The organism is Kitasatospora sp. NPDC056800 (assembly GCF_042789775.1).
Lineage (GTDB): Bacteria > Actinomycetota > Actinomycetes > Streptomycetales > Streptomycetaceae > Kitasatospora.
In genome coordinates this window covers 107,832-124,687 of record NZ_JBHUAL010000001.1, presented here as the reverse complement: position 1 = coordinate 124,687, position 16,856 = coordinate 107,832, and the positions used below count along the sequence as shown (strand labels likewise).

The window sequence follows — 16,856 nt, the reverse complement described above, 5'->3', positions numbered from 1 at the left end:
AGAGACCGGGTACACCGGCGCGCGGCCGTGAGGCTGTGACCGGCAGCGCCGGTTGAGGGGGGCGCGGTTCCTCAGGAGGAACCGCGCCCCTTTGCTCACTTCGTCGGGGCGGCCGACGGCGAGAAGGCGGCGCTGGGAGTGGTGCTGGGCGCGCCGCTCGGGGTGTCCGTCGCGGTCGGGGTGGGGGTGGGGCAGCCCGGGAGGGGCGTCGCCGTCGGGGTGCCGGTGGGCGTGGCGGCCGGGGACGGGGAGCCCGTCGGGGTGGGCGTGCCGGTGGGGGTGGCCGTCGGGTCCGGGCAGCCGGTGGGCGTACCGGTCGGGGTACCCGTGGGCGTACCGGTCGGAGTGGTGGTGGGCGTGCCGGTCGGCGTCGCCGTCGGGGAGGCGCCGCCGCTCGGGGTGGTCGTCGGCGTCGCCGACGGCGAGCTCGAACCGCCGGGTGTGGGCGTGGCGGTGGCGCTCGGGGTCGTCGTCGGCTGGGGGCTCGGCGACTGGTCCGGCGTCGGCGTGACCGGTGCGGGCGGCTGCGGCTCCGTGCTGGGCGTGCCGCCGGTGCCCGTGCCCGAACCGCCGGTGGGCAGGCCCGGGAGGTACGGCGAGGGCAGTGGGGCGGGCGGCACCGGGGAGCCCGGACGGTTCGGGACGGTGGTCACCGTGCCGCTGCCGTAGTGCGCCATCCAGTTGCGCACCGTCCGCAGGTACTCGCCGGAGTTGTTGTAGCTGAGTATCGCCCGGTCGAGCTGCGCCGGGTCGGCGAGGTCGCGTCCGCCCGCGCACAGGTAGCGGCCGGCGCTCTCGGCGGCGTCGAAGATGTTGTTCGGGTCGGCTTTGCCGTCGCCGTTGGCGTCCACGCCCCAGGAGGCCCAGGTGGAGGGGATGAACTGCATCGGCCCGACGGCGCGGTCCCAGCGGGCGTCGCCGTCGTAGCGGCCGCCGTCGCTGTCGGGTATCGCGGCGAAGCCGTTGCCGTCCAGGGCCGGGCCGAGGATCGGCGTCAGCGTCGTGCCGGCGGCGTCCACCTGGCCGCCGTTGGCCTGGCCGGACTCGACCTGGCCGATCGCGGCGAGCAGCTGCCACGGCAGGTGGCAGCCCGGCGAGCGCTGCGCCAGCGAGGCCTCGGCCTGGCGGTAGGCGGCGAGCACGGTGGCGGGCAGCGCGGGGCCGGTGGCCGCGAACGGGCCGGCCGAGGGCAGGCCGGGCAGGGTGCCGGGAGGCTGCGGGAGCTGGACGGTGCCGCCGCCGTCGGCCGGCACGCCGGTGCCGAAGGTGCCGGGGAGGTCCGTCGAGGGGCCGCCGCCGGGCAGGTAGCGGCCGGCGCCCTGATCGGCGGCGCCGTTCGCCGGACCGGCGTCGGCGACCGCGGCCGGGGCGAGCCCGATGCCCGTCACCTGAGAGCCGGTCAGCGCGGCCAGCGCGGCGAAGGCCGCCGCCGTCCCCGTGACCCGCTTGCCTATCCGGACCTTCCGACCGTCCTTGGCCTTGCCGATCCGCACCGTCATCCGCTGCCCCTCCCCGTTGCCGTCCGGACCCTTCCGGAACGGTTGAGCTGTCGTCATCGTGCCCGTCCAGCCGAGGACCGGGCCCGCCGCCGCCACGATTAGTATCACGACGATCTGACAGGGACAGGGTGACCGGGAGGCGGACCGGAGCCCTCCGAGGGGTTAACTCGGCACCTCAGCGGGGGTGCGGCCGGGCGCCGTGCAGTCCGGCCGCCTGCGCCGCCTACCGCTTCCCGACCGCGACCCGGCGGCAACTCCCGTTCCGGTACGGAGAGTTGACCGGGAGACCAACACCGGTGGGACGGGCGCTCCCGGGCGCCGGACCGGCGGTTCGGGGCACGGGGGTGGTGCGTCCGCGGCGTTTCGGGCCCCCCGGCGCCGCCCGCTGCCGCCCCTCCTGACCTGCTGGAACGTCGGAGGGCGTCGGTGGCGCCACTACCAGGAAGGACGTCGGGACGCCAGGGCGCGTCCCCGACTCGGCCCTGGACGGGTGACGTTCTGGTGAAAATGGGCATGCCAGGAATGACTGCCCGGCATGCTGTGCCGCGTGATGATGCGGATGGAGGTCCAGACCGTGAGCCCGAACCTGCCGGAGACCCTCGCCGAGGGGACGGTCGTCCTGCCGGCTCCCCCTCGGGTGGTGGACGACCTGGCCCGTGACCTGACCCAGGCCGCCGCGGCCGTCCGGGCGGTGTCGCGCACCCGCCGCTCCGGTGGGGACGTCGCGGTCGCCGCGTACACCGCCGTGGTGTGCACCGGGCGGTCCCCCGCCGGCGTCCTGGAGGAGGCCGCCGCCTGGTGCCGGCAGGCCCCCGAGGCCGAGGTGCACTCGCTGGCCTGGGCGCGGGTGCCGGGACACCGCGAGGACGTCCACGAGTACCGCGTCACCATGGCCGTCAGCTTCCCCGACGACGAGACCGGCGAGCACGTCGGGGACACCCACCACGCCTACCGCTGACGCCGTATCATCGCCCTCATGACCGAGGGGGGTACGAACGAGATGACGAAGGACCCGACCGCCGACCCGGACGGCACGGCCGCGGGGGAGCACGCCGACGGCCCGCGGGAGCTCTCACGGGCCGCCGCCGTCGTGGTCACCCTGCTCGCGGCGCTGTCCGGCGCCGCGGTCCTGCTGGCCGTGTTCCACTGGCTGGGGTGGGGCGTCCCGTGGGTCGGCTGGATCGTCGCCAAGGCCGGGATCAAGCTCGCCGTCGGAGGGTTCGCCGGGCTGGCCGTCGGCTTCGCCTGGCTCCGGGGCAGACTGCGGGCGCGGCCCCGGAACTGACCGGCGGCCGGTCTCAACCGGCCTGCGGGGAAGGGCAGGTGAGGTCGCGCCCCGGTGCGGTGCCGTCCAGCAGGTAGCGCTCGACCACCGCGCTGACGCAGGTGTTGGACGTGGGGTACTGGCCGTGGTCGCCGCTCCCGGTGACGGTGACCAGCCTGGAGCCGCGCAGCGCGCGGTGGGCGCCGAGCGCCGCCTCGTAGTAGGTCGCCGGATCGTGCACCGAGTTGAGCATCAGCGTGGTCGGCAGGTGGGCGCCGGTCACCGTGACCTTGGGCGCCGGGGCGACCGGCCAGGCGGCGCAGACCGCGCTGAAGGCGAGCGTCCGGGCCCCGGCCAGCGGCCAGCGGGCGGTGTTCTCGGCGCCGCGCTCGATCCAGCTGCCCAGGTCCCTGGTCCACGGGGTGTCGTTGCAGGTCACCGCGAAGTACTCGGCGAGGAACTCCGGGCTGAGGTAGCTGTTGAAGGCCTTCGCGGCCGCCGCCCTGGTCGCCGGAGCGGCGCCCTGCCAGTCGTCGACGGTGGCCAGGATCCCGGCCAGGTCGGGGAAGTTGGCCGCCCGGTAGATCGCCGACATGGTGAGGCTGTCCAGCTGGTTCGGGCCGATCGTCACCGGGCCCTCGACGATGGGGGAGTCGTGCAGCGCGGCCCGCCGCTGCTCCCAGTGCGCCCGCACCTGCTCCGGCGTGGCGCCCCAGTGGTAGGTGGCGTCCCGGGCCGCGAGCCAGGGCACGAAGTCCTCGTCGAAGCGGCGCTGGAAGCTCATCGGCTGGCCCAGCTCGAAGGCCTCCCAGGTGCCGTCGAAGCCGATGTTGCTGTCCAGCACCATCCGTTCGACCCGGTGCGGGAAGAGCGTCCCGTAGTAGGCGCCGATCATGGAGGCGTAGGACGGGCCGTAGTAGCTGAGCCTGCGCTCGCCGAGCAGGCCGCGGAACAGGTCGATGTCGTGGGCCGTCTGCTCGGTGGTCAGGTAGGGGAGGAGGTCCCCGCTGCGCTCCTGGCAACCGGCGGCCAGCTTCTTCGAGTTGGCGATGACCCGGTCGATCGCGGCGGGGGACTGGTCGCGGTAGTCGCCGGCCAGGAACTCCTGGAACTCCTCCGGGGTCTGGCAGACCGCCTTGGTGCTCTCGCCGACCCCGCGCTGGTCGAAGCCGACGACGTCGTACGCGGCGCCGATCGCCGGGGCGGCGCCGGCCAGCCCGGCCGGGCGCAGCAGGCCGGAGCCGCCGGGCCCGCCGGCCGCCATCAGCAGGGTGCCCTTGCGCTTGGCCGGGTCGGTGGCGCGGTGCCGGGAGACGGCGATGGTCAGGTCGGCCCCGACGCCGGGGTGGTGCCAGTCGCGCGGGGCGGTCATGGCGGCGCAGTCCAGCGCGGGCTGCTGGGCGCAGGGCTGCCAGTTCAGGCTCTGGTGGGTGTACCGGGCGGGCGCCGGGTCGGCGTCGCCCGGGTCACGCCCGCTGGCGGCCCCCGCGGTGGCGGGCGCCGCCAGGCCGGCCAGCACGGCGGCGGCGACGGCCAGCACGGCACGGCGGCTGCGCCGGGCGCGCCGCGGGGCGGCCTCGGCGGGCCGGCTCCCGGCCTTGCTCCGGGTCTGGTTCTGGTTCTGGGCCGGGGTCTTGGTCACGGTCTCGGTCACAGGAACGATCATGTCCGGCCCCGGCCTGACGATCGATCACCCCCACTGCCGTCTTCGGGGTGGTGCTGAGTACACCCCCGCCGGGGCGGGGGTGCCAGGGCCTCGGGTGGTCAGGTGGATGGGCAGGTGGTCAGTAGGCGGCGGTGAAGCGGGACCGGTGGTGGGCGGGCCGCTCGGTCTCGTCGAGGAGTGCGACGGCGAGGTCCTCCATGGAGATCGCCGAGGTGCCGTCGGCGTCGACCAGCAGCTCGTCGCGGCCGGTCCGGAACCGGCCGGTGCGCACGCCGGGCTCCAGCAGCGCGGCCGGGCTCAGGTACGTCCAGTCGGTGTCCGGGCCGGCGGCGCGGTAGAGGTCGAGCTGCTCGCCGCAGGCCAGGGCGATGGGCCGGATCGCGTCGGGGAAGCCGGGGCTTTCGACCAGGGTGGTCCCGCCGCCGCCCGGGACGAGCAGGCTGCCCGCGCCGCCGACGGCCAGCAGCCGCACGCCGGTGCCGGCGATCCCGGCGAGCAGGCCCTTGGTGGCGATGGCCAGCTCGTGCTCGCTGCCGGGCACCGGGCGGGTGGCGGTGACCACCACGTCCTGTCCGGCCGCGATCCGGGCGACGTCCTCGGGCGTCCGGGCGTCGCCGACGACCAGGGTGACGGCGGACGGCAGGTCGTGCGGCTTCGCCGGGTCCCGTACGACGGCGGTGACGTGGTGGCCGCGGGACAGGGCCTCGGCCACGACCCGGCGGCCGACGTTGCCGGTGGCGCCGAACACGGTGATGCGCATGGGGTACTCCCTGGAGGTGGTGGGAAAGGGGTGGGAACGGTGGGGTGGGGCGGGGTCAGGCGTTCTCGCGGACGGGCCGCGGGGCGACCGTCGGCCCGGCTCCGGGTGCGGACTCCGGTGCGGTGCGCGGCCGTTGGATCTGGGCGGCGAGCAGCGAGCCGAGTACGACCAGGGCGCCGAGCGCCTGGAGCGGGCTGAGGTCCTGGCCGAGCGCCAGCCAGCCGAGCAGGGTGGCGACCACCGGGCTGAGCAGGGCGAGGAAGGAGACCGAGGTCGGCGGCAGCGCGCGGAGTCCGCGGAACCAGAGCACGTAGGTGACGGCCGCGCCGATCAGGCAGAGGTAGGTGTAGCCGAGCACGTTGGCGAGGCTGTAGTGGGACGGCGGGGCGCCCTCGGTGAGGAGCGTGACCGGCACCAGCAGCAGTCCGCCGGCGGTGAGCTGCCAGCCGGTGGTGGCGAGCATCGGGGCGGGGGAGGCCCAGCGCTTGGAGAGGACGATGCCGGCGGCCATCACCACGGCACCGCCGAGCGCGGCGACCACCCCGACCGCGTCCGGCTCGGCGTCGGCCCGCAGTACCAGCAGGCTGACGCCGGCGACGCCCGCGATCCCGGCCAGCACGGTGCGCAGGGTGAGCCGGTCGCCGAGGACCAGGGCCGAGAGCCCGGCGGTGACCAGGGGTTGGACGGCGCCGACGGTGGCGGCGATGCCGCCGGGCAGACGGTAGGCGGCGATGAAGAGCAGTGCCTGGAACACCCCGATGTTCAGCGCGCCGAGGATCAGCGAGCGCCACCACCAACTGCCCTGCGGCAGACGGCGGGTGAGGGCGATCAGGAGGAGTCCGGCGGGCAGGCAGCGGATGACGGCGGCGAGCAGCGGGCGCCCGGGCGGCAGGAGTTCGGTGGTGACCAGGTAGGTCGTGCCCCAGACCGCCGGAGCGAGGGCCGTCACCAGGACGAGGGCGAGGCGATTTCTTAGCACTAAGGCAATGTATCTCAGCGCTAAGATATTCTTCACCGCATCGAGCGAGTGACGTGGCTCACGGTTACCTCAGCGCTAAGGAATGTGGTCGGGATCGCCTACCCTGAACCCGTGGCAGATCATGTGGACCGCGTCGTCGCGCAGTGGGGCACCGAGCGCCCCGACCTGGACGTCTCCCCGATGGAGGTGTTCGGCCGACTCAAACGCCTCTACCGGCTGGTGGACACGGCGCTCAACCGCACCTTCGCCGAGCACGGGCTGGACGCCGCCTCCTTCGACGTCCTCGCCACCCTCAGGCGCAGCGGCCCGCCCTACCGCCTCACCCCCACCGGCCTGATGCGGTCCGCGATGGTCACCTCCGGCGCCATCACCCAGCGGCTGGACCGGCTGGAGGCGCGCGGACTCGTCACCCGCGCCCGCAGCGACCAGGACGGCCGCAGCCGCGAGGTCGCCCTCACCCCCGAGGGCCGGGACCTGATCGACCGCGCGCTGCCCGACCACCTCGCCACCGAGTACCGCATGCTGGCGGGCCTCGACGAGGCGCAGCGGACGGCGCTCGTCGAGGCGATGCGCACCCTGCTGGCGGACCTCGGGGACAGCCCGGAGTAGTGCCCGGCTCCCCGGCGGGCCCCGCGGGCGCGATCGTGACCCCCGTCCACGACCCCGCCCGCGGGGCCCGCTCCGGCAGGAGCAGGTCCCGGCGGGCCCGCGCTACGGCCGGACCGCCACCGCCTTGAAGAAGGTGTAGTGGAACGTCCCGCCCGGCTCGGCCGCGCGGCGCAGCTCCGCGATGCCCCGGTCGAAGGCCTCCGGGGTGCTCAGTCCGGCCTCCAGTGCCTCCGCCCGGACGGCCTCGACCATCGCGACGAAGGTCCGGCGGGTGAAGCCCTCCACCAGGGCGGGCCGGGCGTCGTCGGCGTAGACCGTGCGCGGGCGGACCGTCACCCGCGCGAACCCGGCCTCCGTCAGCAGCGGGTGGAGGCGGCGGCCGAGCAGGCCGTCGCCGCCCGCCCGGGCCTGCAGCCGGACCAGGTGGTCGACGGTGCGGCGGGCCGCCGGGGTCTCCGGGTGGAAGAGCGCCGAGCCGTGGTCGCCCTCGATCACGGTGATCGTCCCGCCCGGCCGCAGCACCCGGCGCAGCGCCGCCAGCCCGGCGGCGGGGTCGGCCAGGTGCTCCAGCACGAAGCAGAGGAAGACGTGGTCGAAGGAGCCGTCCGGGAACGGCAGTCGGTGGAGGTCGCCGTGGTGCCAGGTGACGTCCGCGGCGGGTGCCTGCGCGGCCACCCGGGAGCGGGCCTGGGCCAGCGAGTCCGCCGAGAGGTCGGCCGCCGTCAGCCGCACGCCGGGGCTGGCGGCCAGCAGGTGCACGGTCTGCGCCCCCACTCCGCAGCCGGCCTCCAGCACCCGGCTGCCCGCGGGGTAGGCCGTGCCGGCGTGCAGCAGTTCGGCGAGGGTGTCGGCCTGGTCGCCGAGGCGCCGGGTCTCGGTCTCCGAGTAGCCGTGGACGTAGTCGGGGCCGTGGTCGAGCCCGTGCTCCGGCGCCGCCGCGTTCGCGGGCGCCGTCGTTTCCGTGGTCATGGCCCCACCCTCGCCGCCACTATGGTCCGGTGAACAGGTCCAAAGCCGAGGCATCCGACCGGTCCAAAGAGGCCGGCGCCGACTTCCTTCAGCTCGACACCGCCGAGGCCCCGCCCGGCGGCCTCACCGACTGGCTCGCCCGCCGGCTGCGCGAGGCCGTCGCCGACGGGCGGCTCCCGGTCGGGGCCCGGCTGCCCGCCGGCCGGGTGCTGGCGGCCGAACTCGGCGTCTCCCGCGGGGTGGTGACCGACGCCTACCGGCGCCTCGCCGAGGAGGGGCAGGTCGCCGGCCGCGGGCGGGGCGGCACGGTCGTGGTCGCGGCCACCGCCGTACCGGTCACGGCCGTCGTCGTACCGGGGGAGGTGCCCGCGGCGCGGCCGCCCCGCCAGGCGCCCGCGCTGTTCCGGGACGACCCCGACCCCGAGGTCTTCGAGCGGCTGCGCGGCGCCCCCGCCAGGATCGACCTCACCCCCGGCGTGCCCGACCTCGCGGCCTTCCCCCGCGCCGCCTGGCTGCGCGCCGAACGGGCCGTCCTCGACGGCCTCGCCGCGTCCGACCTCGGCTACGGCGACGTGCGCGGCACCCCGGCCCTGCGCCGGGCCGTCGCCCACTGGCTGGCCCGCAACCGGGGCATCCGCGCCGACCCGGACGAGGTGCTGATCGTCGCCGGTACGGCCCAGGCGCTCGCCCTGCTCGGCCGCGCGCTCGGGCGGGCGGGCATCGACGAGGTCGCGGTGGAGGACCCGGGCTCGGTCGGCGTCCGGCAGCACCTCGCCCACTGGCTCGCCGCCACCCCGCCCGTCCCGGTCGACGCCGAGGGCGTCCGGGTCGACGCGCTGCGCGCCACCGGCGCCCCGGCCGTCCTGCTCACCCCCGCCCACCAGTTCCCGACCGGTGTCGTGCTCGGCGGCGAACGGCGCCGCGAACTGCTGCGCTGGGCGGCGGAGGGCGGCCTGGTCATCGAGGACGACTACGACGCCGAGCACCGCTACGACCGTCCGCCCGTCCCGGCCCTGCGGGCGGTCCTGCCGGATCGGGTCTGCTACGCGGGCAGCGTCTCCAAGCTGCTCGCCCCCGCGCTGCGCACCGGCTGGCTGCTGGTCCCGGACCGGCTGCGGGACGCCGTCCTGGAGGCCAAGCGGTTCGCCGACCTCGGGAACCCGGTGCTGCCCCAGCTGGTCCTCGCCCGGCTGATGGAGTCCGGCGACCTCGACCGGCACCTGCGGCTGCTGCGCCGCCGCCACCGCCGCCGCCGGGACGCGATGATCGACGCCATCCGCACCCACCTGCCGGGGGCCACGGTGCACGGCGCGGCGGCCGGCCTCCACCTGATGCTGACGCTCCCGGAGGGATGCGGCCGTACCGATACGGGGTTGGCCGCCGCCGCCCTGGCGGAGGGGGTCAAGGTGCAGCCGCTGTCCTGGCACGCCCGGTTGCCGTACCCGCCCGGCCTGGTCCTCGGCTACGCGGCGGGCTCGGTGTCCGAGATCGCCGAGGGTGTGGCCGTCCTGGGCCGGCTGGTCCGCGGAGAGGTGTCACCTCGCGGAGATTGAGTCGGATTATCGGATGAATACGGTGTATGGGGGAATGCCGCGCCGCACCCCTGGGTACGTTGACATGCCGAAGTCACCTGTCGACCGGGAGGCGTGATGGCCCTGTTCCGAAGTGTCGCCCAGTTCGGGGTGGTGCTGGCCGTCATGGGCGCCGCGCTCGGGCCGGTGCCGCTCGGCTCGCCCGCCCCGCCGCGCGGTGCCCCGAGCGCTCCGGGTGCCCCGGGCGCTCCGGGCGTCCCGGGCGCACCGGACGAGAGGACCGCGGCGATGGCCGGCCTGGCGCGGGAGGACTCCCGGGTGCTCGCCGGGCGGCGGGTCGTGCTGTCGTACCCGGGCCCGATACCGTCGGCCACGACGCTCCAGGCGATCCGGGAGGGCCGGGCCGCCGGGGTGATCCTGTTCGGTGAGAACATCACCAGCCCGGAGCAACTCGCGCAGGCCGTAGGCGAGTTGAAGCAGGCCGCCGCCGAGGCGCCGCATCCGCGCCCGCTGCTGCTGATGACCGACCAGGAGGGCGGCAAGGTCCGCCGGCTGCCCGGTGCGCCCGAACTCTCCGCCCGCCGCGTCGGGTTGGCGGCGAACCCGGTCGCCGCGGCGGCGGAGTCCGGGGCCGGCGCCGCCCGGACCCTCACCGACGCCGGGCTGAACCTCAACCTCGCCCCGGTGCTCGACGTCTACGACACGCCGGACAACTTCATCGACCACTCCGAGCGCTCCTTCGGCCAGGACCCGGCCAAGGTGGCGGAGTTGGGCAGCGCCTTCCTCACCGCCCAGCAGGGCCTCGGCGTGGCCGCGACCGCCAAGCACTTCCCCGGTCTCGGCGCCGCGCCCCGGGGCGCGAACACCGACGAGAGCCCGGTCACCCTGAACGTCCCGCTGTCGCAGCTCCGCGCCCGCGGCGAGGCCCCGTACCGGGCGGCCATCGCGGCGGGCGTGCGCCTGGTGATGGCCTCCTGGGCGATCTACCCGGCGCTGGACCCGGACCACCCGGCCGGGTTCTCGCACGCGATCATCCAGGGCGAGCTGCGCGGCCGGCTCGGCTTCGACGGCGTGACCGTCACCGACGCCATGGAGGCGGACGCACTGGCCCCGTACGGCGGCCCCGGTGACCGCGCGCTGGCCGCCGCCGCGGCCGGGATGGACCTGATGCTCTGCTCCGGGCGGGACCCCCGGCAGGGCGAGGAGGCCACCGAGGCGCTGGCCGCCGCCCTGGACGACGGCCGCCTGGACCGGCACGCCTTCAGCGAGGCGGTGGCGCGGGTCGACGCCCTGCGCGGTTCGCTGGGCTGAGCCGGCGGCGGCGGTTAGGAAGCGGCTCGGCGGCGGCTTCGAAGGCGGCTCCGGGGGCGTTCGGAAACGGTTCACCCGGGCTCCACGCGGGCGTCCCCTGGACGGGGGCGCCCGTTCGACTGTCCGGCGCTGATTGCGCCATCGAAGGTTCAGTTTCGGTCGACACCTGACTTCCGAGGGTAAATCCGCCTCATGGCCGAGGAATCGCATGTCAAAGTTTCTGTCGTGGGCCTATGAAATGTCATATGTACCACGTCACCTGTTCCCAGTCCGTCCTCATACCCTCCGAAGGAGGAGGCACCGATGAACCGCATGAGTCGCGCCACCTGGATCGCCGCCGGCGCCGTCACCCTGCTCGCCGCCCCCGTCCCGGCCATCGCCGCGACCCCGGCCGCCGCCACCACCACCGCCACCGTCACCACCTGCGGCTACTCCAGCCTGCAGGCCGGCCTGGCCACCTACGCCTGCGCCGACGTGACGGGTGACAGCGTCGCGGTCTACGGGAAGATCGGCCTGGCCGGCCCGCCGTCCCCGGGCACCCCGTGGCCGCCGGCGCCGAAGGAGCTGGTGACCCACCTGTCGGCCAACGTGACCGGCGGGGCCTCGCTCGGCACCGTGAACGGCCGCACCGTGTTCCAGGTCTCCACCGTGCGGGTCGACGGCATCTCCAGCACGGTGCCGTGCGGGTCCACCGTGCACGTCTCCTTCGACGTCGAGGGCTTCTGGAGCGGGCAGGTCCCGGCCACGGTCGATGTGCCTGTAGTCTGCTGACGGCTCATCACCATGACTGCCGAGCCCGGGAGTTGGCAGCGTCCCGGGCTCGGCTTTCGCATGCCCCGACCCGATCGCGACCGCCCGGCGGAGCGCCCGGTCGGGGCCTTCCGGATTCCGGCGCACCCCGGCGACGCGCGGTGACGACTTGAAGAAATCTTCATCTGTCGCGATGATGCCTACCGGCCGCGGCGGAGATCCCCGCCCGGCCGGACGACCATCCAGCCGGACCCGAGGGAGAGCGCGGACGATGCCGGTGCCGCTGTACCAGGCCAAGGCGGAGTTCTTCCGCACCCTCGGCCACCCCGTACGGATCCGGGTCCTGGAACTGCTCCAGGACGGCCCCCGGCCGGTGCGCGAGCTGCTGGCGGAGATCGAGGTCGAGCCGTCCAACCTCTCCCAGCAGCTCGCGGTGCTGCGCCGCACCCAGCTGGTCACGGCGACCCGTGAGGGCAACACCGTGGTGTACGCGCTCAGCACCCCGGACGTCGCCGAACTGCTGCGCGCGGCCCGCCGGATCCTGACCGAGCTGATCACCGACCAGGGCGCGCTGCTCACCGAGCTGCGCGCCCCCGGCGGTCGGCCCCGCTGAGCCGCGCCCGGCCCGTCCGCCCGATCCGAGGAGAAGCACCACCATGAGCGCCAGCACGAGCGACGACAGCGTGAGCGAGGGCAGTACCAGCGGGAGCGGTACGGGCGGGGACGGTACGAGCGAGGAGAAGCGGCGCCGCAAGGCGATGCTGATCCGCGCGGGCATCTACATCTTCGCCACCCACCTGTTCGCCGGTTTCGTGCTGCTGCTGTTCGCGCTCGGCGGCCGGAAGTAGCGCTCCCGGACCGGGCCGCTCACTGGCGCGCCTCCCGGTCCCGCACGCGGTAGCGGTGGCTGGTGCTGGTCCAGGCCTGCACGCCGGCGACCAGCTCCCGGGTGCCGTCCAGGTACCAGCGCCCGGCCGGGTGGCGGCGCAGCAGGTCGCGGCGCAGCTCCTCGCTCTCCTGCTGAAGCTGCGCCACCCGGGTGCGCACCGCGTGGACCGCCCGGTCGCGGGTGCAGCCGTGGGCCCGCTCGAGGGTGAGCACGGTGTTGAACGCCGTCCCGCCCTGCCGCTCCTCGCGCTTCAGCGAGTAGAGGTCGTTGATCAGCGTGGCGGCGTCGGCGGTGTTGGCGCGCAGCTGGTGCAGTGCGGGCTCCGCGTGCAGCGCGGCCGGGGCGTCGGTGCCGTGGACCCGTTCCATTATGTTCATGAACGGGTAGAGGCAACTGCCGTGCCGGCGCAGCCACATGGTGTCCGTCAGGTCGAGGCCGAGGGCGGGCACGGTGCCGTTGGCGCGGTGGTCGGCCTCGGCGGGGAAGGTGGCCAGGCAGGCCCGCCATTCCCGGGCCGCCCGGGCGCGCCACTCGGGGGACATCGAGGCGGTCTGGCGCTCCCACAACTCCCTCCAGGAGAGCAGTAGTCGACTTTCGGAAGGGCTCCCGCCGCGGGCGCCGTCGAGGACCGCGATCAGCGGGTCGACCACGGCGCGGGCCTGGACGGGGTGGCGGCCGGGCGGGCCGTCGAACCGGTCGTCCAGGATGGTGAACCAGCCCAGCATGTCCACCAGGAGGTCGAGTTCGGTGCCCCGGGCGCGGGGATAGGCGTAGCCGATCAGCTCGTGCAGCGCGTACCCCCGGTAGCGGGGCAGCTCCGCCGGGGTGAGCAGGCCGCGGCGGACCGCCCAGTCGGCGTGCCGGTCGGCGGAGAGGAGCAGGTCGGCACGCGACCGGAGGTCCGCCGGGGCGGCCGGGTCGGCGGGGGCGGTCGCACGGGCGGCGCCGGTGAACGGGCACCGGCCCGACGGCGGCTCACCGGGGGAGGAGGGCACTGTGTCCCCCGGTGAGGAGCCGGTATCACCCTCGCGGGAGGCCGCGGTGGAGCTCCTGCGTGGGGAGCGCGCGCCGCGCGGCGCGAGCCGCACCCGCAGGCCGTGCGCCTGGACCGTCGTCCACACCACCTCGCGGGCCCGGGCGCCCGGCACCGCCACCGGCCGCCAGCGCCGCAGGATCGCCGCGGCCGCGACGGTCAGCTCCGCCCAGGCGAAGGCCTCGCCGATGCACTTGTGCTTGCCCGCACCGAACGGCAGGAAGGACGGCCGTCCGGTGCCGCCGGCGTCCTGCCAGCGCTCGGGCCGGAAGCTCAGGGGCTCGGGGTAGCGCAGCGGGTCGCGGTGCAGCGCGGTGAGGCTGTACAGCAGCTCGGTGCCGGCCGGGACGCGGTACGGGCCCAGATCGACCGGAACCCGGGCGGTGCGCATCAGGAAGGCGTTCGGCGCGTGCAGCCGCACCACCTCCTGGGTGACGCTGCGGGTGTACGTGAGCCGGGCCAGCGCCTCGAGGGTGGGGACGGTGCCCGCGGGCAGGTGCTCGTCCAGCTCGGCGAGGATCCGGGCCTCCACCTCGGGGTGGCGCAGCAGCTCGTCCAGCAGCCAGGTGAGCGTGGTGGAGACGGTCTCGGTGCCCGCGCCGAACATGGCGATCGCCTCGGACCGCACGTCGGCCTCGGTGAGCGGGCACCCGCTGGCCGGGTCGGTCGCGGCGCGCAGCAGGGCGGGCAGGGTGCGGCGGCCCTCCTCGGCGCCCGCGGCGCGGCCGTTGACGGCCTGGTCGACCACCCGGTTGAGCACCCGGACGGCGTCGTCGAAGCGCCGGTTGACGGGCAGCGGCAGTCGGGCGAGCGCCGGGCTCGGGTAGAGGGACTGGACGATCTGGCCCTTCACCAGGTCCGGCAGCGCCCGGTGGAAGGCGACGGTGGCGTCCTCGCTGAGCCGGGCGTCGAACAGCGTGCGGGTGACGATCTCCAGCGCCAGGTGGTTCATCTCCTTGGCCACGTCGAGGACCTGCCCGGGGCGCCAGCGCCCGGCCCGCTCCTCGGTGACCTGCTGCATCACGGCCAGGTACTCGCCCATCCGGTCCGGGCCGAAGGCCGGCTGGATGATCCGGCGGCGGTCCCGGTGGGCCTGGCCCTCGGACATCAGCAGGCCGTCGCCGAAGGCCGTCTTGAGGGTGTCCTGGACGGCGCCGCGCGGGCAGTCGTGGGCCAGCGCGACGAGCAGGGTGTGGACCAGCCGGGCGTCGGTGACCACGCAGACGGTGCGCGGGCCGAGGCGGATGCGGACCACCCCGCCGTGGCGGGAGAGCGAACCGAGGAAGCGGAGCGGGTCGCGCAGCAGGGCACCGGCGTGCCCGAGGCCGGGCAGGGCGCCCGGGGCCAGCGGCGGGACGGCGGCGCGGGCCAGCGGGGACGGGCCGGGTGCGGTTCTCGGGGGGACGATCAGCTTCCGCGTCTCGGTCAGCAGGGACATGACACTACCTCTCACCAGAGGGGCCGGTGCGGGCGATGCCGGGTGGCAGCGGCGGGCCGGCCGGGAGCCGGGGGTCCGCCCAGCGCGGGCCCCGCGCGCGCCCCCGGCGGGAGGGCGCACGTTGAACAAACGCGCCGGTTTCCCGAGCGTTGCGCCGAATGTGCGGGGATCACTCCAACGGCCGAGTGGATCGACCCTTTCGTGCGTGCTCGAAATCCGGTGTTGACCTGCGCCGATGCGACCCTCCGGGCGGTCGGCGGCTCGCCCGCGGGGCAGGGTCTTTGGACCCTCGCCGCACGGGCGTACGAGGGACAGCATGGATGCGAAGAAGGAGGAACCTGATGACCCGTCTGCGCCACCGGCCGGCCCTCGACGTCCGGGTGGAGATCCGCGGTGAGCTGCCCCGCGAGGAGGCCGAGTACGCCCGGGCCCGGGCACTGGCCACCGCCGCGGCGCTCGGCCCCGACACCCACGCGCTGCGACTGCGGCTGACCCGCTCGCGAAACCGCTCGGTGACCCGGCCCGCGCTGGCCCAGGCGGACGTCGAGCTGGCGGGCGTCGGCCCGGTCCGGGTGCAGCTGGCCACCGGCACCGCGCGGGAGTCCGTCGACCTGGTGCTCGGCACACTGGCCGGCCGGGCCGTCCGGCTGCGCGAGCAGGGCGACATCGGCTTCGCCGTCGCGTACGAGAGCGCCTACCGCCCGCAGTTCGCCGACCGTCCGCTCGCCCAGCGGCGGATCGCCCGGCACAAGGCGGTCGTGCTCGCCCGCCGCGGCCCCGAACAGGCCGTGCTCGAACTGCTCGCCCTCGACCGGCGGTTCCACCTCTTCGCGGACGCCGCGACCGGACGGGACGGCCTGGTGCACCGCTGCACGCCGGGCGGCACGGTGGAACTGTGCGCCGCGGGCACCAGCGCGATGCCCCCGCTCGACCTCGCCGAGGCGGCCCGCCGGCTCTGGCTCACCGGCCGCCCGTTCGTCGGCTGGACCGACCCCGGCGACCACCGGGCCCGGGTGCTCTACCGCCGCTTCGACGGCCACTACGGCCTGATAGCGCCGGTATCGGAGGGCCGGATCGGGGCAGGAACCCTGTCGGCACAGGACTGACACCACGACCCGACGACCACACCACCAACTCTCCACGACAGGGGCCGGGACCATGGACTGCGACGAGGTCATGCTGACCGTCCGGATCACCGCCGCCGAGCGCGCGCTGCTGCGCGACCTCGCGCGCGGGCACGGCGGCGACGTCTCCGACGTGGCGGTGGACGGGCTGCTGGAGGTCATCCCCGCGCTGCACGACGACGCCTGCGTCCTGCCGCTGCTACGCGTTCTGGCCAGACCGGCGCCGTTCGCGCTCACGCTCTGGCTGCCCGCGGCGGTCGCGGACCTGCTGCCGTTGCTCGGCGAGCGGCTGGTGCGGACCGGCGGCCCCGCGGCCGGGCCGGCCAGCGCCGCGCTCTCGGCGGCCCTGCGGCTCTGGCTCGGCGGGGACCGGGTCGTCCTGGCGGCCGGGCTGGCCCGGCTGCACGGGGGCTGCGGCACCGGCGCGACGGCGGCGGTACGGCCCTGGGCGGGCGCGGCGGCCTTCGGTGCGGAGCCGGTGAAGGCCGCGGCCTGACCGTCCGGCGATGTGACGGTACGTCGGATCTGACGGTGCGTCGCAGCCTGACTGGCAATGGCATGTCCGGGGCGGAAAATCCGCTGGTCAGAGCACTGGTCAGCACCTGCCGACGGGTCTAGCATTCCGTCACGGCCGACGGAGTCGCACGCCCCGGGACTCCGGCCGGGTGGCCGCCACCACCTCCTGCCGGGGAGCGCCCGCCCCCCTGCTCGCGCTCCCCGGCTCCGCCCTGCGCGGTTGCGCCTTGCGCCCAGGGCCGGTTCGGCGTCCCCGGCCGCCACTCGATCGAACGGCCCGGGGATTTTCGCAAGAGGTTTCTGTTATTCCCGCTCGCCCCTCCCGCTCTCCGGAGTGTCGGAAGGCCCGAGCCCCTCCGTCGCAGGGGCACGCGCCGTCGCGCGAGGAGAGGAACGCGATGGGACACCGGAGCAGCGGGCCGCGCCGACGCCGCCGGCCCACCCGCAGGGCGCCCTGGCCGCCGCGGCCCCGCCCCCGGCCCCGCCCCCGACCCCGGGGAGGACCGGCTCCCGAGGC

The 16,856-nt window shown here is 75.5% G+C and carries 16 protein-coding genes; 10 read left to right on the top strand and 6 right to left on the bottom strand.

Going from position 1 to position 16,856, the window contains the following annotated elements; genetic code table 11:
- Window positions 1-95 precede the first annotated feature (95 nt).
- Window positions 96-1,556, bottom strand: a complete 1,461-nt coding sequence (locus ACFRQN_RS00615; protein WP_380737290.1) for a lytic transglycosylase domain-containing protein — start codon at window positions 1,554-1,556, stop codon at window positions 96-98.
- Between the two features lie 490 nt (window positions 1,557-2,046).
- Here ACFRQN_RS00615 and ACFRQN_RS00610 point away from each other — a divergent pair, with 490 nt between their 5' ends.
- The gene (locus ACFRQN_RS00610; protein WP_143204668.1) at window positions 2,047-2,457 is read left to right on the top strand and encodes a hypothetical protein; all 411 of its coding nucleotides are present in this window, start codon (window positions 2,047-2,049) and stop codon (window positions 2,455-2,457) included.
- 18 nt (window positions 2,458-2,475) lie between these two features.
- Window positions 2,476-2,784, top strand: a complete 309-nt coding sequence (locus ACFRQN_RS00605) for a hypothetical protein (protein ID WP_147409350.1) — start codon at window positions 2,476-2,478, stop codon at window positions 2,782-2,784.
- A gap of 13 nt (window positions 2,785-2,797) precedes the next feature.
- On the opposite strand, the gene ACFRQN_RS00600 is transcribed toward ACFRQN_RS00605, so the two are convergent.
- From ACFRQN_RS00600 to ACFRQN_RS00590, 3 genes are all read right to left on the bottom strand, one after another.
- Window positions 2,798-4,417, bottom strand: coding sequence for an alpha/beta hydrolase (locus ACFRQN_RS00600; protein ID WP_380737287.1), 1,620 nt, complete (start codon window positions 4,415-4,417; stop codon window positions 2,798-2,800).
- Window positions 4,418-4,547: 130 nt separating this feature from the next.
- On the bottom strand, window positions 4,548-5,189 hold the full coding sequence (locus tag ACFRQN_RS00595; protein WP_380737285.1) for an NAD(P)-dependent oxidoreductase: 642 nt from the start codon (window positions 5,187-5,189) through the stop codon (window positions 4,548-4,550).
- 55 nt (window positions 5,190-5,244) lie between these two features.
- On the bottom strand, window positions 5,245-6,168 hold the full coding sequence (locus tag ACFRQN_RS00590; protein WP_380737283.1) for an EamA family transporter: 924 nt from the start codon (window positions 6,166-6,168) through the stop codon (window positions 5,245-5,247).
- Window positions 6,169-6,279: 111 nt separating this feature from the next.
- Here ACFRQN_RS00590 and ACFRQN_RS00585 point away from each other — a divergent pair, with 111 nt between their 5' ends.
- The gene (locus ACFRQN_RS00585; protein WP_074004989.1) at window positions 6,280-6,777 is read left to right on the top strand and encodes a MarR family winged helix-turn-helix transcriptional regulator; all 498 of its coding nucleotides are present in this window, start codon (window positions 6,280-6,282) and stop codon (window positions 6,775-6,777) included.
- A gap of 102 nt (window positions 6,778-6,879) precedes the next feature.
- Here ACFRQN_RS00585 and ACFRQN_RS00580 read toward each other — a convergent pair whose 3' ends face one another.
- Window positions 6,880-7,746: a methyltransferase domain-containing protein gene (locus ACFRQN_RS00580; protein WP_380737281.1), complete on the bottom strand. Its 867-nt coding sequence runs from the start codon at window positions 7,744-7,746 to the stop codon at window positions 6,880-6,882.
- A 29-nt stretch (window positions 7,747-7,775) separates the two neighbouring features.
- On the opposite strand from ACFRQN_RS00580, the gene ACFRQN_RS00575 reads away from it, so the two are divergent.
- From ACFRQN_RS00575 to ACFRQN_RS00555, 5 genes are all read left to right on the top strand, one after another.
- Window positions 7,776-9,299: a PLP-dependent aminotransferase family protein gene (locus ACFRQN_RS00575; RefSeq protein WP_380737279.1), complete on the top strand. Its 1,524-nt coding sequence runs from the start codon at window positions 7,776-7,778 to the stop codon at window positions 9,297-9,299.
- A gap of 96 nt (window positions 9,300-9,395) precedes the next feature.
- On the top strand, window positions 9,396-10,589 hold the full coding sequence (locus ACFRQN_RS00570; protein ID WP_380737277.1) for a glycoside hydrolase family 3 N-terminal domain-containing protein: 1,194 nt from the start codon (window positions 9,396-9,398) through the stop codon (window positions 10,587-10,589).
- 303 nt (window positions 10,590-10,892) lie between these two features.
- A complete protein-coding gene (locus tag ACFRQN_RS00565; RefSeq protein WP_049656770.1) occupies window positions 10,893-11,360 on the top strand; it encodes a hypothetical protein in 468 nt (155 codons plus the stop codon).
- Between the two features lie 250 nt (window positions 11,361-11,610).
- Window positions 11,611-11,952: a helix-turn-helix transcriptional regulator gene (locus ACFRQN_RS00560; RefSeq protein WP_049656769.1), complete on the top strand. Its 342-nt coding sequence runs from the start codon at window positions 11,611-11,613 to the stop codon at window positions 11,950-11,952.
- 43 nt (window positions 11,953-11,995) lie between these two features.
- Window positions 11,996-12,187: a DUF6126 family protein gene (locus tag ACFRQN_RS00555; protein WP_049656767.1), complete on the top strand. Its 192-nt coding sequence runs from the start codon at window positions 11,996-11,998 to the stop codon at window positions 12,185-12,187.
- A gap of 19 nt (window positions 12,188-12,206) precedes the next feature.
- On the opposite strand, the gene ACFRQN_RS00550 is transcribed toward ACFRQN_RS00555, so the two are convergent.
- Complete coding sequence (locus ACFRQN_RS00550) at window positions 12,207-14,699, bottom strand: cytochrome P450 (protein WP_380737274.1); 2,493 nt, start codon at window positions 14,697-14,699, stop codon at window positions 12,207-12,209.
- 341 nt (window positions 14,700-15,040) lie between these two features.
- Between ACFRQN_RS00550 and ACFRQN_RS00545 the strand changes: the two genes are divergently transcribed.
- Entirely contained in the window at window positions 15,041-15,805 is a 765-nt protein-coding gene (locus tag ACFRQN_RS00545; RefSeq protein WP_181970906.1) for a sigma 54 modulation/S30EA ribosomal C-terminal domain-containing protein, read from the top strand.
- A 52-nt stretch (window positions 15,806-15,857) separates the two neighbouring features.
- Entirely contained in the window at window positions 15,858-16,319 is a 462-nt protein-coding gene (locus tag ACFRQN_RS00540) for a hypothetical protein (RefSeq protein WP_117492977.1), read from the top strand.
- Window positions 16,320-16,856: the final 537 nt, after the last annotated feature.

Coding starts and splice junctions, on each gene's coding strand:
- ACFRQN_RS00615 (WP_380737290.1), bottom strand. CDS start 1,556: ATGACGACAGCTCAACCGTTCCGGAAGGGTCCGGACGGCAACGGGGAG.
- ACFRQN_RS00605 (WP_147409350.1), top strand. CDS start 2,476: ATGACCGAGGGGGGTACGAACGAGATGACGAAGGACCCGACCGCCGAC.
- ACFRQN_RS00595 (WP_380737285.1), bottom strand. CDS start 5,189: ATGCGCATCACCGTGTTCGGCGCCACCGGCAACGTCGGCCGCCGGGTC.
- ACFRQN_RS00580 (WP_380737281.1), bottom strand. CDS start 7,746: ATGACCACGGAAACGACGGCGCCCGCGAACGCGGCGGCGCCGGAGCAC.
- ACFRQN_RS00570 (WP_380737277.1), top strand. CDS start 9,396: ATGGCCCTGTTCCGAAGTGTCGCCCAGTTCGGGGTGGTGCTGGCCGTC.
- ACFRQN_RS00565 (WP_049656770.1), top strand. CDS start 10,893: ATGAACCGCATGAGTCGCGCCACCTGGATCGCCGCCGGCGCCGTCACC.
- ACFRQN_RS00560 (WP_049656769.1), top strand. CDS start 11,611: ATGCCGGTGCCGCTGTACCAGGCCAAGGCGGAGTTCTTCCGCACCCTC.
- ACFRQN_RS00555 (WP_049656767.1), top strand. CDS start 11,996: ATGAGCGCCAGCACGAGCGACGACAGCGTGAGCGAGGGCAGTACCAGC.
- ACFRQN_RS00550 (WP_380737274.1), bottom strand. CDS start 14,699: ATGTCCCTGCTGACCGAGACGCGGAAGCTGATCGTCCCCCCGAGAACC.
- ACFRQN_RS00545 (WP_181970906.1), top strand. CDS start 15,041: ATGACCCGTCTGCGCCACCGGCCGGCCCTCGACGTCCGGGTGGAGATC.
- ACFRQN_RS00540 (WP_117492977.1), top strand. CDS start 15,858: ATGGACTGCGACGAGGTCATGCTGACCGTCCGGATCACCGCCGCCGAG.